Consider the following 14571-nt stretch of genomic DNA (forward strand, 5'->3'; position numbering starts at 1 on the left):
ATGTCGAAAAAGGCAATGTTTGTTTGTGAAGTATGCAGCTATGAAACACTCAAGTGGATGGGGAAATGCCCGCGATGCGCTTCATGGGATACTATAAAAGAGTACAAACAGGACAATGAAGAAGCTCGCATCACGGAAAAACCGGTGACGGTTTCTGATGATGAGCTGCCGGAAGAAAGAGTTATCCTCGGTCTTGCCGAGATGGACAGGGTTCTGGGCGGCGGCCTTGTATGCGGGTCTTCCATACTCCTCGGGGGCGATCCCGGCATAGGCAAAACCACTGTATGCTTTGCGATAGCCTCCCGGATGATTGAACTTGGATATGAAGTATTATACGTATCAGGCGAAGAGTCCTTAAGACAATTATCCTCCAGGAAAAGAAGGCTGAACATAAAAGACCCCTTTTCGATACTTACTACGAACCGGCTTGAAGATATACTGGGGGCATTATCCGATAAAGCATATCGTCTTGTAATCATAGACTCGATTCAATCTGTTTACAATTCAATGCTCCCCATGCTTCCCGGGAGTATAGGCCAGATAAAAGATGTCTCTTCAAGATTGATTATGGAGATGAAGAAGAGTGAAACCACCCATATAATCATAGGTCATGTAACAAAAGAAGGTGCTATCGCCGGGCCTAAGGTGCTTGAACATATGGTTGATACGGTCCTCTATTTTGAGGGTGACAAGATGCTGCCCTACAGGATGCTCAGGGCAATAAAAAACAGGTACGGGCCTGTTGACGAGGTAGGGATATTTCAGATGCAAAAAGACGGGCTGGCAGATGTAGAAAACCCATCGCAATTTTTTATTTCTGAGAGGGGCGATATCGGTGCCGGCAGTGCGCTCTTTCCTCATATTACCGGTTCAAGACCCATATTGCTTGAGGTGCAGTCTGTAATACCAAAGACAATGTTTTCCATTCCAAAAAGGGTGTCCCTCGGATACGATCCTAACAGGTTATTCATTATCATAGCGGTCATTGAAAAGGCGCTCGGCAAACCATTTTTTGACAGGGACGTCTATGTAAACATAACGGGCGGTCTTAAGGTAAATGAACCGGCTGTAGATCTTGCTGTCGCTGCATCAATCATTTCAAGCTATAAAGATGTGAATGTCGGTGCAGATACGGCATTGTTCGGAGAGGTAGGCTTGACAGGCGAAATAAGGAAGGTCATGAGCATGGATATCCGGTTGAAAGAATGTGAAAGGCTGGGCATAAAGAAGGTCTTCTGCCCGAAAGGGGTAGAAAAGACAGGGGGGATTGAAATCGTCCCTTTGAAAAACGTCAAGGAACTCTATGGACATATTTCTTAGCTGGTGCCGTTGGGGCAAGTTTAATGCCTGGAATGCCGGTCTTATATTTTATGGACGTTTCATGGACGTCCCCATACCCCCTGCTTTTCAGGTTGAGCCATGTTCTTATTACATCATGTTTTCAAAATGGCACTAATCCATGGCCAGTTGGTTAGTTGACGAATTGCTGCCTTGTTTGCGGCCATTTCCAGAAGACCATGCTCGGCCTGCCTGGTGGCTGCATCCAGAGAGTCAAATACACGATTGGCAAAGTACTCTCCACGAAGTGTATTCCAAATGTATTCTGCCGGATTTAGCTCCGGAGAATATGGCGGAAGTATTTACTTAAGCAGGCAGGTATTACCCCGAGCACATTGGATAGGGAGAAAACCGGCATTAAAAAAAAGGGGGTTCTGGGATGAAATCCTGGTGTCGGTACAGGGTATTGTGTTGTGATGGAAAACGACAAGGCGTGATCGGCTTAGTCACGAGAGAAACATATTGACCAAAAATAGCTTTTTTGCTATGGTTTCTTATTAAGATTATATGAGAAATTCTGACTCGCAAAATTTAAATATTTGGGGAAGGCCATGCAAAAACTGTTAAGCTTTGTCTATAAGGTAAGCAAAGGGCTGAACGTCATAGCTGCGGTAATGCTCGCCTTCATGATTCTCCTCACTGTAGCGGATGTAATTCTGAGGTCTGCAAGAATGCCCATCGTGGGTACATACGAGATTGTTGGATTACTATCAGCAGTCCTGATCGGGTTTTCAATCCCCTTTACCACGTGGATAAGGGGCCATATCAGGGTCGATTTTTTTCTTATGCAGCTCCCACCCACAATACGGAGGATTGTCAACATTGCGGCAAAATGTTTGGGGATAGGATTGTTCCTTCTCATAGGCTGGAATCTCATAGTCTTTGGCATGGATTTGGCCAAGGCCGGAGAAGTAACACCCACCCGTCACATCCCATTCTACCCGGTGCTATACGGAATTGGGGCTTCCTGTTTCTTTGAATGCATAGTACTATTCTGCGATATCGCAAAGGTCCTCAGGGGGGAATATGAGTGAAACCTTAGTAGGAATAATTGGTTTAATTGTATTAATTGCTATTTTCCTTAGCGGGTTGGAGCTTGCCTTCTGCATGGCCATCATCGGTTTTCTGGGTTACAGCTTTTTAGTCACGGTCAAAGCCGGTTGCGGTATGGTGGCTCAGGATATTTTTGACACCCTTTCCGCCTATGGGTTCACCGTGGTCCCCGTCTTCATCCTCATGGGCCAGATTGCCTTCAATGGGGGCATTGCCAAGAGGCTCTATGATTCAGCCTACCGGTTCATCGGACACGTTCCCGGAGGATTAGCCATGGCAACTGTAGGGGGCTGCGCAGCCTTCGGCAGTGTAACCGGCTCGTTAACTGCCACGGCTGCAACCTTTTCCAGTGTTGCCATCCCGGAGATGGACCGCTACGGTTATAAGAGGGTGCTCTCCACCGGGACTGTTGCTGCCGCGGGGACTCTCGGCTGTCTTATTCCTCCAAGCGTACCCTTGATTGTATACGGCATTATTACAGAACAGTCCATTGGCAAGCTGTTTCTTGCCTCCTTAATCCCGGGCATTCTTGTTGCTTTCTTCTTTCTTGCGATTATCTATGTATGGTGCAGGATTAATCCTTCCCTGGGCCCTAAGGGAGAAAGGTCCTCCTGGAAGGAAAGAATAGTATCCCTTAAGGGGATCGTAGGAGTACTCATAATCTTTGTCGTGGTCATGGGAGGGTTGCTGGAGGGTTTCTTCACTCCCACAGAAGCCGGGAGTATCGGGGCCTTTGCCGTAGGCCTCCTGGCTTTCATCACAAGAGCCATCAACTTTAAAGTGCTTTTAAAATCATTGGAGGAATCCCTGGTAACAGCTTGTATGGTTCTATTCCTCATTGCAGGCTCCGTTATTTTCGGCCATTTCATCACCGTTACAAAAATTCCTATGATTGCAGCAGATTGGATTGTGCAACTCCCCCTTCACCCGGCTCTGATCGTAGTCCTTATCGGTTTGATCTATCTTGTGGGAGGTTCTTTCATTGACGACCTTGCGTTCATGATACTTGCCACTCCTATTTTTTATCCTGTTATCCTCAAACTGGGCTATGACCTCATATGGTTCGGCGTGTACATACAACTCATTGTAATGGTTGGAGTAATAATCCCGCCTGTAGCCATAAACGTATTTGTGGTAAGAAATGTCACGCACGACTCTCTCAGTACTATTTACAAGGGCGTGACCCCATTTTTGCTTAGCTTTGTTTTTATTATATTTTTGTTGTTTGTGTTCCCAAAGCTTGCCCTCTTCATTCCTTCCTTCTTGAGGCAATAAAGGGGAACGAAACAGAATTTATGCCCGGAGAAGTCCACATAGAATCCAATTGTGGTGGAAACAAAATAATCATGGAGGAGTTCCTATGAAAAGAATGGTAGTGATATTGTTGGCGGTTCTATTTTCATCAGTTTGGTTATTCTGCTTCCCGGTACAGGCCCAGGAAAAGGTGGTATCCCTCAAGTTCGCCAACTTCTTTCCCCCGGATAATAAAGTCAGTGTTATGATGGATCAGTGGTGCAAAGAAGTTGAGAAGAAGACGAATGGCACAGTGAAAATAACCCAATTCACAGGAGGCACCTTGACTCCACCAGCTCAAACATACATAAGTGTAACAAGAGGGGTAGCTGATATAGGATTAAGTTTTTTCTCGTATACCATGGGGCGCTTTCCCTTCATGGAAGTGCTTGATCTCCCTCTGGGTTACAAGAGTGGTTATACGGGCACAAAACTGGCAAACGAGTTCTACGAGAAGTTCAAGCCCAAGGAGTTGGACGACGTGAAGGTCCTTTTTCTTATGACCTCACCACCCCACATGCTCTTTGCAAAAAAACCGGTTAAAAACCTCGAAGACCTGAAAGGGCTCAAAATACGATCCACCGGTACAAGTGCGAAGGTCGTTAAGGCTCTGGGCGGCGCCCCTGTGGCGATGCCCATGTCGGATGCCTATGATGCCCTCTCCAGAGGGGTTGCTCAGGGTATCATAGGTCCATATGAACCCATGAAGGGATTCAGGCTTGCTGAAGTCGTAGACAACAGCACCGAGTATGGTTCCGCGTACATTAATGCCAATTATGTACTCATGAACAAAGATAAATGGAACTCCCTTCCGGCGAACACCCAGAAGATCATTGAGCAGATCAACCAGGAATGGGTGGAGAAGATGGGAAAGCTTTGGGATGAACTCGATAAAGAGGGAAAAGATGTGTTCATTCAGAAAGGCGGCAAGGTCACCGTTCTCACAAAAGAAGAGAACGCCCGCTGGGCGGCGATATTAAGCCCCATACTGGATGAGTACCTTAAGAACATGAAAGCGAAGGGGCTGCCCGGCGATCAGGCATTGAAGTTCTGCCAGGATTACCTTATAAAAAATCAGAAATAGAACAAACCTAAAGTGAGGGGGGACACCCTTTTTCTATCCCCCTCACTGCACACATTAATCCTACAGATCATTTCATCACGGTATTTACCATTGGCCTACAGCGGCTAAAATGAGTGCCAGTTTCATACAGGAGTATTATAAACCTCTCTTAACAAATGTGCCAAGCCTATTATCATCCTGCAATTTCTATCTATTTTCAAGCTAAACATACAGGTATATTATCGAATACGGAGAGAAATGTTGCATATGAGTCAAGAAATACAAATACTCAGTTGCAGGAAGCTATACGTAACAAATCCTACTTTCTCTCTTAATATTGGTTACTTACATCCTGTTTTCCTTTTGTATGTTTTTCTTTCCCTCAAAAGTATCTTCTTCTTGTAAATATAGCATATGATCATTCGCCATATTCAGTCTTTTTTGGAGTAAATCCCTGCCTTCTGCCTGACTCCGCTGCATGACCAGCTCAATAGCATTGTAGTAATCCCGCTGCACTTTCAGGTTCGACACCCTGCCAGTTTCGTCGTCCATTTATGATACCCGCGATACGGGCTCTTTTGCGCCGACGTGCTAATCCCCTCTTCCCTCAAATCGAAGGCGCGTGAAGTACTCTCACACTTGTGGCGGTCTTTTTTTGCCGTATGGGATTATAGGTATCTGTTGTTGCACATAATCACAGAAAACCTGCAGTTCATAGAGAAATTTTTCAACATCTTCCCTTACATAGGTTCCAAGGTCTTTCTCAAAACCTGTTTTCATAGATGCAAGACCGGCAACATACTTTTTCACAGGTATGGGCTTCGTTTTGCCGGGGTCAGGTTTGACATTTTTGTATGCGGTGAACATTCTTTCCAATGTGGCATTAGTTACCGGTGTCTTTATGATATCCGTGAATATCTTTTTAAGATCAGGGCAATCAGGGTTTGCAGCGAAGAGATACCCCTGGGAAACAGGGAGGTTCCCTGCCCGGATTTCGGCTTGAATCTCAGAAGAAAGTTTTAAAAGTGAAACCGTGCGATGCAGCGTCATTATTGACTTTCCGACGATTTCAGAAATTGCTATCACAGTGTTAGCAATTTCTTCCGGCAGGTCTTCGGGCCTTCGATTGAAGCTCATCAATATACTCATCACCCCATCCTCATCATACCCCTTGTCGGGATGTTTCGCCTTAATATATGCCAATATCCCCTTTGCTTGGTCAATGGGATTAAGGTCTTCCCGTTGGAGGTTTTCCGTCAACTGATATGCAAGGATTTCATCTTTTTGGGTGATTGTATTGATGATACGTGCCGGAATAGATGGGAGTTCAAGCTTTGAGGCAGCAAGATAACAGCGTTCTCCGCAGAGGAGCAGGTATTTATCGTCATTAGGTGTTACAAGGACAGGTTCAAGAACGCACCGGTCTTTAATGGACTCCATAAGAGCCTTGAAGGATTCACTCTCCGTATCAATACCTGACCGAATCTGTTCTTCCACAATAATGCTTTCCAGAGGCAGGTACAAAAATTCCGGACTTTCAGTCTTCTTCTACGCGGCCATTGCTAATCCCCCCCTTTTTTTAGTTTACGGCTTATTAAAGTGCTTTTCCTTTTGGTCTTATTATGAGGACAGGACATGGTGATCTTCTTAGAATCTTCTCAGCAACGCTCCCTATCAGGATATGCTCAATACCGCTCCTTCCATGCGTCCCCATAACCACAAGATCGATGTTTTCTTCTTTTATATAATCTATAATTTCAATAAATGTGACACCCGTTTTAATGACTTTTATCACTGATATATCAATCCCTTTTATTATCTTTTCAAAGTCTTTTTCCACCTCTTTTTCTATATTTTTTTCGATTAAAACAAGGTTCTCAGGGGTAAGGAAAGATTCGTATGGGGTAAAGTAATTCAGATTCGGTATTACATGGAAAAAATGGAGTTCTGCATCATATTTTTTTGCTAAACTGACGGCATATTTGATAATATCATTTGTAAATTCAGAAAAATCTATCGGGCAAACAATTTTTTTGAACATGTCAACCTCCATAATATTTTATTGTTTTTTATATATGGTATTTTATGTTTAGTCAAATACTTTCTGTACCATTTCAAAACTGGCTTGACTAAACGTTATATTGTTGTTATAGTTAAACATTATAAAGATATCTGATAAAGAGCCATGAATGCCCTTTTGTGAATGAAAGGGCATTCTTTACATTTTGGGGTTAACATGAGCATAAAAAATTTCACGGAAATAAAACATCTTATTGATATCGGCATGGAAAAGGGATATCTCACGCCTGATGAAATAAACGATTTCTTGCCGCAAAATATATTTTCGCCTGAAGACATAGAAGATATATTCGATTTTCTTTCCGAATCAAATATAGATATCGTTGAAACAATAAAAGAGAAGATTGAGACACCGGAGGAGGAGGCACAGGAGTGGGGAGAGGCAGATAAATTTCCGTCGGAAAGAACGGATAACATCATATGGGCATACTTAAAAGATATAGGCAGGGTATCCCTCCTAACATCCGACGAAGAGTATATGATAGCAAAGAAGATAGAAGAAGGCGAAAAGAAGATAAGAAATCTTTTATTTGACCTGCCTCAGTCTGTTCACGAACTCCAGGAGATAGGGTCACAGCTTAGAAAAGAGACTATCAGCATTATTGATGTCATCAAGAATATTGATGAGATAAATTATACAAAAAAAGATGAAGAAAAATATAAGAAAAAGGCTATCACTTTAATAAACAACGTAAAAAGTCTCTTTGATAAAAAAGAGGAATTAAGAAAGAAATTGCCGAAGGCCGATGAGCAGAACAAAAAACAATTAGAGAAAAAGCTCAAGGCTATCGACAGTAAAATTGAGGAAACACTGGTCAGTCTTAAGTTGAACAAGAAGATCCTTGAAGAGGTCATAAGAAAGATCGCGAAGCAACAAAGGTTCATGGATGTGAACGAAGCGAAGACCGTAAAACTCAAACTGATGGAGATAGGCGAGATAGAGAACGGTTTAAAGATTGTTAAAAACAGGCTTATTCAGGCAAATTTAAGACTTGTTATTAATATTGCAAAAAAATACCTGAATAGAGGTCTTTCTTTTCTCGACCTTATTCAGGAAGGGAATATGGGCCTCATGAAGGCCGCAGAGAAGTATGACTATCAAAAGGGGTACAAGTTTTCTACATATTCGACATGGTGGATAAGACAGGCAATTACGAGGGCTATTGCCGATTATGCAAGAACAATCAGGGTCCCTGTCCACGTGCTTGAAACAATGAACAAAATTACCAAGGTCACCATATCCCTGTTTCAGGAACTCGGCAGAGAACCGAATCTTGATGAAATTTCTAACAAAGCCGGGCTTCCCCTCGAAAAGGTGAGAAAAATCATGAAGGTCTCTAACGAACCTATATCCATTGAAACCCCGATCGGAGATGATGAATCCAAGCTCGGCGATTTTATAGCCGACCCGAAATCTCCTTCGCCTTTTATGGAACTTGTAGGCATCTCTATGAAAGAAGAGATAGATAAAGTTCTGTCAACCCTTACACCAAGAGAAGAAAAGGTAATCAGGATGAGGCTCGGTATAGGGGAAAAAACCGACTATACCCTTGAAGAGGTTGGAGAGGTTTTCGGACTCACAAGAGAGAGGATCAGGCAGATAGAGGCTAAGGCTTTAAGAAAACTGAAGCACCCATCAAGACGGAAAAGGCTGGAAAGCTTCCTGGAGTAAATCCTTCTACATGCAAGGACAGTTCGGTTTCATCGAAAGTTCAGTTTCCATCACCCGATGTCCGTTCCTCCGAGTACCGGAAGACCTCGACTATCGACATAAATAATGCCAATACAAGCGGTCCCATGATAAATCCTATAAAGCCGAACAGTTTTATGCCGCCGAGTATACTGAAAAAGATAACAAGAGTAGGCATCTTCATTTTGCCCTTAATTATGAGAGGTCTCAGGATGTTGTCTGCCATACTTATCCCGAATATACCGACAAGGACCAGAATAACGCCCTTGAGAAAAAGCCCCTGAAAAAAAAGGTAACCGGCTATGGGACCCCATACCACAAGTGTACCCAATAACGGGATAAACGAGGTGATAAACATTGCCAACCCCCATACGACAGGAGAATGCACTCCAAGTAGAGATAGTGTAATCCCACCGATCAATCCCTGGACTATTGCAACTGTAATTCCCCCGTAAATCGTTGATATAACGATGTCTCTCACCTGTTTCGTAAGTTTTTCCCTCTCTTTTTTTGAAAACGGCATATAGCTGCTGAATTTCTCCAGAAATGCCGGGCCGTCTTCAAGAAAGAAAAAGGTAGACAGAAGCATAAAAACAAAATCTATTGCGGCTGTTGCAACATTGCCTATTCCGCTTTTAATAATAACGATAGATTGCCTCCCCAGTTCGGATACGTTGTTTGTAATAGTATTTTGGAGATCTCCTTCCGACATATTTAATAATGACAATATCTTATAAACAATCTTTCTTATGCCGGGGTGTTGAAGTATCTTGTCTATCGTATCAAACTTACCGGCTTTAATATACTCTATCAGGGAGTTCAATTCCTGGGTAAGCAGATAAGAAAAATAAGAGAAGGGGCCAAAGATCAAAAGGAGTATCATGCAAAGGGTAAAAAAAGAAGCTGCGTATTTCCACTTCACTAACTTAAGGGAAAGGCTGTACAGTGGATAAAATACTATTGATAGCACAATGGCCCACGCCACGGCAGATAGAAAAGGTGCTAAAATCCTGTAGCTTAAATAACCCAGGACAGTAACAAGAAAAATTAAAACAATGTTATAAAATCTATTCGTTGCTACGCTGTTTTCTCCTTCTCTTTTTCGTACGCTTCCTTGCCGGCTTCTATAGCCGAACCGAAAATATTCTTCTCTTTTTCTATGAATTCCTTTCCTTTCTCCACTGCAGAAGTCGCCTTGCTTTTGGCCTCTTCAAAATATTCCTCTGTCCTTTTCTTTGCATCCTCTGCCAGATCTTTTATCATCTTTCTCGTTTCTTCACCTGCTTTAGGAGCTATCAGCAGTGCAATGCCTGCACCTACCAGCCCTCCCAGAAAAAATGAAAGGAGCATTGAACCAGCGCTAAAATCTTTTCCTTCCTCTGCCATATGTTGTTCCTCCTCTTAATTAGGCTTTTGCCTTTTTACTTAAAACACCTTTTACAATAGCTCCTATACCAGCTTTTATCCCTGCCTTTAAACCGGGTATACAAAAAAACGGGGATGAGGCCGCGCCACTCACAAGCTTACTTACGTGCATTATATCCTTACCGACTTCTCTTACCGATGCCGAAAGAGTTCTTACATCTTCTGTAATAGCTGTTGCATTATCAGTCACGTTTCTCATGCTCTTCAGGCTCTTTCGTAGCTCCTCAAGCGTTGGATTCAGGCTATCTTCCGTGGTCTTCAAAAATTCCTTTATAGCCTTTACTGTTCCTCTTACCTCAATCATAACATAAACAAAGACACAGGCTGCTGCAACAATTGAGAGAGTTATTATACCAAAAAAGATGTTGCTCATAATGATTCCCCCATAAATATAATCCTTTTTACATTCCTTGTTTAATTATAACATTATCAGCAAATTTGTTAAGCAAAAAAATACGTGTTATTAATCTTTATGCCTTTTTCCTTAATATGAGCGAACCCACCGCACCAACAAGCGACACAATGGCAGAGAGGATAAATGCATTCGTAAATGTTCCCGTTGTATCCTTAATCCACCCTGCAATTGCCGGACCCAACGCCTGCCCCACGCCGAAAAAAAGCGTGATAAAGCCAAGCCCTGCAGGTGCAAGTTTGCCTCCGACTGCATCACCTGCAGCGGCAGCCATAATGGTAGGTATTGAAAAGGCAGATATTCCGAATACAAAAGCAGAGAGGTAAAAACCGGCTTCAACTTTGTAAAAAGCGAAGATAAGATAAGATATTGTAAGGGTTATATAGGCAAGCATTGAACCATATCTTCTTCCTAGGACATCAGATATGCTTCCCCACACAACACCGCAAAAAATGCTGAAGACGCCAAGCACGGCAAATATCGCCCCTGATGTTGAGGGTGAAATCCCGATCTCTTTTGTTAAATATGCGATAAAAAATGTGAGGTATATGATATAAGAAAAGCCGTACATGAAATAGACACAGCCAAGCTTCCATATCTCGGGTTCTCTGATAATATCCTTCCATGCAGAAAAAAGTGTAACTTTGACCCCGCCTTTTTGTTCTTCATCACCCCCATACATGGAAAGTCCCTTTTCTTTCGGGTTGTTCCTTAAAAAAGCGTAACAGACAAAAGCAAGAACAAATACTGCAATCCCCATAAAAAACCAGGCATATCTCCATCCATCGTGACCAAAATGTGTAATAACCGGTGGAATAATAACTCCTGACAGGAAAAGGCCAACACCTATTCCGCCTGAAACTATACCTGTTGCAAGCCCCCTGTTTTTTGCAGCAAACCAGGCAGCAGGCAATGCCATAATAGGGACGTAACTGCTGCCATTTCCTGCCCCTGCAAACAACCGCATGATAAAAGCAAACAGGAACGATTCGGAGAAACCTGTTAAAAATAGGGCAATACCTATAATAATAAGGGATACAAAAACCACCCTCCTTACTCCGAAACGGGCTGCAAGAAAACCGCCGATTATTGCAAGGGAAAGATAACCTATAAAATTTCCCGTTCCGATAAGACCAATCTGGGTATAATTAAGAGAGAGACCGTCCTTCATAGATGGCAGTATGACAGAATATGACATCCTGCCAAACCCATGGGCAAGGATTGTTACAAGAGTTCCTGTAAATGCAATAATCCATGCATAATGTTTTTTATTCATATCTCGATCCCTCCTCTTTTTCATTCTTAAATTTCATCATTAATTTCCGTCAACTTTCTTCTCTCAACTCTATCGTTTCAACCTTAACCTTGGCAAGACCTTTTTTATAAAAACCAAGTTTCTTTGCAGCACCGGAAGAAACATCAATGATCCTGTTGACAGAATCCGGATTACGATCACTGGGAAAGGGTCCCCGATCATTCACTCTCACAATGATTGAGCGGTTGTTCTCCAAATTGGTAACCTTGACATGAGTCGGCAGGGGCAGATACTTATGCGCCGCCGTCAGCCACTCCGGGTTAAAAACCTCGCCATTGGCAGTCATACGGCCTCCTTTTTGCCGCACAGTTTCATAGCCATACCACGATGCTATACCCGTTTCTTCATAAGAGGTGGATTGTTCAACAGACATGGGATAATATTTTCTGCCTTTAACGGTATAGGGTGCATTTTTTACCCGGTCATGGCGAATGGCCTCTTTGGGAGGCAGGCCGTCGATGCTGTCAATATCCTCGTTAACAAGTGCCCAGTCAAGGGGCGCCTTTACTACCGTGAAGGTAAAGGCCCCAATATTGTATATGATTTTCGTTGTGCCCGCAGTGAGATTATAGGTTCCTTTTACCACATAATAGGTGCCCTTTACGGTTCCCTTGACTACATTGTATGGGGCTGTAATAGCCCAGCAACCTCCAAGGATAAGGCAGGAAAAGAACATTAACGCAACAAACATGCAATGTCGCTTAACCCTGAAGTTTAACATACCTTGCATTGAAGTAATCCTGATCATTGTTAAAACATAGAGTATCATATTTATATGTTCAATAAAATAATTCCAAATAATATAGCGCAAGCAATTATTTCATAGTTTGTAATCAGATATTTCAGCCTTTTTCAGCAATATTGTTTATTTTTCTTGAATTAGAGTAAGATATGTCATATTTATTATTTGGCGCATGTAGGAGAATATAATCCATAAAATACTCGCCTCATAATGAATAACAAATTGTTAAGAAATAAATGGAGAAGAAAGAATGACAAAACACAGGATGACACTCATCGCATTAGTCATGATAGCACTCCTCTTTACAGCAACTATGGCTCATGCAAAGGTATATCTTGATATTTTCGGGAAGAGCTTTAAGAAAATAACAATAGGCGTACCGCCTTTTAAAGACGAAAATATAGACAGGTCAAGGATGGACATGAGCGAACTTTTGAATAAAGACCTTGATATGTCCGGGTTTTTCATTGTAGCCCCACAATCTTTAATGGACAAGGAGCTTACCGATGAAGGTATTGAAAAACAGGAAATAAAATTCAGTAATTGGAAATCGATCGGTATTGAACTGCTATGCAAAGGGAAAATTCAGAAAATAAACGATGATCTGGTACTCGAAGCATTTGTTTACGATACGCTCGACGGAGCTTTAATGCTTGCAAAACGCTATAGAACTAAGACAGAAGATTGGAGAAAAATCGTTCATAGGCTGGCAGACGATATCATGCTCGCCATTACCGGTGAAAAAGGCATTATGAGTTCAAAGATCGTCTTTGCCTCGGGAGGCAAAAACCGGAAAGATATTTATATGGCTGATATTGACGGATCTAACCTGAAAAGGCTGACAAACTACCGGAATATTACATTATCCCCCTCAATATCCCCTAACGGCAGGTATCTTGCATATACTTCATACAAGGAAGGCAAGCCCAACCTTTATATTATGGACATTGAGAAAAACAAAGAGGTATACACGGACCGGGCAGATGGGATGAAGACCGGAACAGCATGGATAGGGGATACAACCTTCGGATACTCACATACTTCGGGGAGGTATTCAACTATATATACACTTAATGTTGAAAATAAGGATAAAAATACTGTTCAGAGAAACGACGGGATAGCAACATCACCGTCTTTGACACAAGATGGTACAAAAATGGTTTTTGTGTCCGATATGCACGGGTCCGCCCAGATTTTTATAAAAGATTTGCCTTCCGGCAGCCCAAAAAGGCTGACATATTCAGGCACCTACAATACTTCACCGGCTTTATCGCCAAAGGGCGACCTGATCGTTTTTGTTGCCAAGTTCGAGGGGGCTTTCGAGATATGCACAATGAATCTTGATGGTTCAAACCAGCGCGTTTTAACAGTCGGCGGCATAAACGATTCCCCCCAATTTTCACCATGCGGAAGGTATATCATATACTCGTCAAATAAGGGTGGGAAATATAATATATATTTAATGCTATCCAATGGTGAAAACAAGAAAATGCTGAAATTTACCGACGGCGAAGAGACGCAACCCAAATTTGCACCGTAAATAAATACAGGTCTTATGGGATACATAAAACCTGTCCGTCAACATGAGAAGGAGGCAACATGAAATATTTAACAATTTTTTTTGCTTTTGCAATCTTAATAAGTTATGGGTGCGCCCAAAAAGCAGTCCAGCTATCGCCGACAGAGCAGAAACAGGTCCAGGCACTTCAGAGAGGAGAGGATATACTTAAAGATCGCAATAAAAAAACGGATATTACCGAAGAAGAGCTTGCACGAAGAGATAAAGCAAGAGAATGGTCACTTGAAGAAATTAAGAAAAGCTCTCCTCTCAAAGATATTTATTTTGAATTTGACAGCTACATAATCAAATCAGACTACTTTCCAAAATTAAACGAGATTGGGAATTGGTTGAAACAATACAAGAACATAAAAGTAACCATTGAAGGGCATTGCGACGAAAGAGGAACTATTGAATATAACCTTGCCCTTGGCCAAAAAAGGGCCGAGGTAGTAAAAAACTATCTGATTAAACTGGGTGTGGAAGAAGCAAGCATCAAGGCAATATCTTTCGGGAAAGAGCTTCCCGCTGATTCAAGTCATGGAGAAGATGCCTGGGCAAAAAACAGACGGGCAAGCTTTAGAATTGATCAAAAGGGGTAGA

The 14571-nt window shown here is 42.3% G+C and carries 16 protein-coding genes; 8 read left to right on the forward strand and 8 right to left on the reverse strand.

Annotation, left to right across the window (positions count from 1 at the left end):
- The 5 genes from radA to NT178_09970 all read left to right on the forward strand — a co-directional run bounded on the left by radA (window position 1) and on the right by NT178_09970 (window position 4768).
- A complete protein-coding gene (radA, locus tag NT178_09950; GenBank protein MCX5812850.1) occupies window positions 1-1320 on the forward strand; it encodes a DNA repair protein RadA in 1320 nt (439 codons plus the stop codon).
- Entirely contained in the window at window positions 1304-1456 is a 153-nt protein-coding gene (locus tag NT178_09955; protein ID MCX5812851.1) for a hypothetical protein, read from the forward strand. The genes radA and NT178_09955 overlap by 17 nt, the downstream gene beginning before the upstream one ends.
- 433 nt (window positions 1457-1889) lie before the next feature.
- Window positions 1890-2372 (forward strand): TRAP transporter small permease, encoded by a 483-nt coding sequence (locus NT178_09960; protein MCX5812852.1) that lies wholly within the window; start codon window positions 1890-1892, stop codon window positions 2370-2372.
- Entirely contained in the window at window positions 2365-3666 is a 1302-nt protein-coding gene (locus NT178_09965) for a TRAP transporter large permease (GenBank protein MCX5812853.1), read from the forward strand. Before NT178_09960 ends, NT178_09965 begins: the two co-directional genes overlap by 8 nt.
- An 85-nt stretch (window positions 3667-3751) precedes the next feature.
- Window positions 3752-4768, forward strand: a complete 1017-nt coding sequence (locus NT178_09970) for a TRAP transporter substrate-binding protein (GenBank protein MCX5812854.1) — start codon at window positions 3752-3754, stop codon at window positions 4766-4768.
- Window positions 4769-5092: 324 nt separating this feature from the next.
- Here NT178_09970 and NT178_09975 read toward each other — a convergent pair whose 3' ends face one another.
- The 3 genes from NT178_09975 to NT178_09985 all read right to left on the reverse strand — a co-directional run bounded on the left by NT178_09975 (window position 5093) and on the right by NT178_09985 (window position 6788).
- Complete coding sequence (locus NT178_09975; GenBank protein MCX5812855.1) at window positions 5093-5299, reverse strand: hypothetical protein; 207 nt, start codon at window positions 5297-5299, stop codon at window positions 5093-5095.
- A gap of 81 nt (window positions 5300-5380) precedes the next feature.
- The gene (locus NT178_09980) at window positions 5381-6271 is read right to left on the reverse strand and encodes a ParB/RepB/Spo0J family partition protein (GenBank protein ID MCX5812856.1); all 891 of its coding nucleotides are present in this window, start codon (window positions 6269-6271) and stop codon (window positions 5381-5383) included.
- 70 nt (window positions 6272-6341) lie between these two features.
- Window positions 6342-6788, reverse strand: a complete 447-nt coding sequence (locus tag NT178_09985; GenBank protein MCX5812857.1) for a universal stress protein — start codon at window positions 6786-6788, stop codon at window positions 6342-6344.
- 195 nt (window positions 6789-6983) lie between these two features.
- On the opposite strand from NT178_09985, the gene rpoD reads away from it, so the two are divergent.
- Window positions 6984-8498: an RNA polymerase sigma factor RpoD gene (rpoD, locus tag NT178_09990; GenBank protein ID MCX5812858.1), complete on the forward strand. Its 1515-nt coding sequence runs from the start codon at window positions 6984-6986 to the stop codon at window positions 8496-8498.
- Window positions 8499-8538: 40 nt separating this feature from the next.
- On the opposite strand, the gene NT178_09995 is transcribed toward rpoD, so the two are convergent.
- From NT178_09995 to NT178_10015, 5 genes are all read right to left on the reverse strand, one after another.
- The gene (locus tag NT178_09995) at window positions 8539-9564 is read right to left on the reverse strand and encodes an AI-2E family transporter (GenBank protein MCX5812859.1); all 1026 of its coding nucleotides are present in this window, start codon (window positions 9562-9564) and stop codon (window positions 8539-8541) included.
- Window positions 9565-9593: 29 nt separating this feature from the next.
- Complete coding sequence (locus NT178_10000; protein MCX5812860.1) at window positions 9594-9902, reverse strand: YtxH domain-containing protein; 309 nt, start codon at window positions 9900-9902, stop codon at window positions 9594-9596.
- Between the two features lie 19 nt (window positions 9903-9921).
- Window positions 9922-10314 carry a DUF948 domain-containing protein gene (locus NT178_10005; protein ID MCX5812861.1) on the reverse strand — a complete coding sequence of 131 codons (393 nt, stop codon included), beginning with the start codon at window positions 10312-10314 and terminating at the stop codon, window positions 9922-9924.
- Between the two features lie 97 nt (window positions 10315-10411).
- Window positions 10412-11629 carry an MFS transporter gene (locus tag NT178_10010; GenBank protein ID MCX5812862.1) on the reverse strand — a complete coding sequence of 406 codons (1218 nt, stop codon included), beginning with the start codon at window positions 11627-11629 and terminating at the stop codon, window positions 10412-10414.
- A 49-nt stretch (window positions 11630-11678) separates the two neighbouring features.
- A complete protein-coding gene (locus NT178_10015) occupies window positions 11679-12359 on the reverse strand; it encodes a septal ring lytic transglycosylase RlpA family protein (GenBank protein MCX5812863.1) in 681 nt (226 codons plus the stop codon).
- Window positions 12360-12660: 301 nt separating this feature from the next.
- Between NT178_10015 and NT178_10020 the strand changes: the two genes are divergently transcribed.
- Both NT178_10020 and pal read left to right on the forward strand, forming a co-directional pair.
- Window positions 12661-13950, forward strand: coding sequence for a TolB family protein (locus tag NT178_10020; GenBank protein MCX5812864.1), 1290 nt, complete (start codon window positions 12661-12663; stop codon window positions 13948-13950).
- A gap of 59 nt (window positions 13951-14009) precedes the next feature.
- Window positions 14010-14570, forward strand: coding sequence for a peptidoglycan-associated lipoprotein Pal (pal, locus tag NT178_10025; GenBank protein MCX5812865.1), 561 nt, complete (start codon window positions 14010-14012; stop codon window positions 14568-14570).
- The last annotated feature ends 1 nt before the right edge of the window (window position 14571 follow it).

It is taken from the genome of Pseudomonadota bacterium, from assembly GCA_026388255.1.
In the GTDB taxonomy this organism is placed as follows: Bacteria; Desulfobacterota; Syntrophorhabdia; order Syntrophorhabdales; family Syntrophorhabdaceae; genus JAPLKB01.

Bases quoted from the DNA above. Each gene is read 5' to 3' on its own strand.
- radA (MCX5812850.1), top strand. From the start codon at position 1: ATGTCGAAAAAGGCAATGTTTGTTTGTGAAGTATGCAGCTATGAAACA.
- NT178_09955 (MCX5812851.1), top strand. From the start codon at position 1,304: ATGGACATATTTCTTAGCTGGTGCCGTTGGGGCAAGTTTAATGCCTGG.
- NT178_09960 (MCX5812852.1), top strand. From the start codon at position 1,890: ATGCAAAAACTGTTAAGCTTTGTCTATAAGGTAAGCAAAGGGCTGAAC.
- NT178_09965 (MCX5812853.1), top strand. From the start codon at position 2,365: ATGAGTGAAACCTTAGTAGGAATAATTGGTTTAATTGTATTAATTGCT.
- NT178_09970 (MCX5812854.1), top strand. From the start codon at position 3,752: ATGAAAAGAATGGTAGTGATATTGTTGGCGGTTCTATTTTCATCAGTT.
- NT178_09975 (MCX5812855.1), bottom strand. From the start codon at position 5,299: ATGGACGACGAAACTGGCAGGGTGTCGAACCTGAAAGTGCAGCGGGAT.
- NT178_09985 (MCX5812857.1), bottom strand. From the start codon at position 6,788: ATGTTCAAAAAAATTGTTTGCCCGATAGATTTTTCTGAATTTACAAAT.
- rpoD (MCX5812858.1), top strand. From the start codon at position 6,984: ATGAGCATAAAAAATTTCACGGAAATAAAACATCTTATTGATATCGGC.
- NT178_10000 (MCX5812860.1), bottom strand. From the start codon at position 9,902: ATGGCAGAGGAAGGAAAAGATTTTAGCGCTGGTTCAATGCTCCTTTCA.
- NT178_10005 (MCX5812861.1), bottom strand. From the start codon at position 10,314: ATGAGCAACATCTTTTTTGGTATAATAACTCTCTCAATTGTTGCAGCA.
- NT178_10010 (MCX5812862.1), bottom strand. From the start codon at position 11,629: ATGAATAAAAAACATTATGCATGGATTATTGCATTTACAGGAACTCTT.
- NT178_10015 (MCX5812863.1), bottom strand. From the start codon at position 12,359: ATGTTTGTTGCGTTAATGTTCTTTTCCTGCCTTATCCTTGGAGGTTGC.
- NT178_10020 (MCX5812864.1), top strand. From the start codon at position 12,661: ATGACAAAACACAGGATGACACTCATCGCATTAGTCATGATAGCACTC.
- pal (MCX5812865.1), top strand. From the start codon at position 14,010: ATGAAATATTTAACAATTTTTTTTGCTTTTGCAATCTTAATAAGTTAT.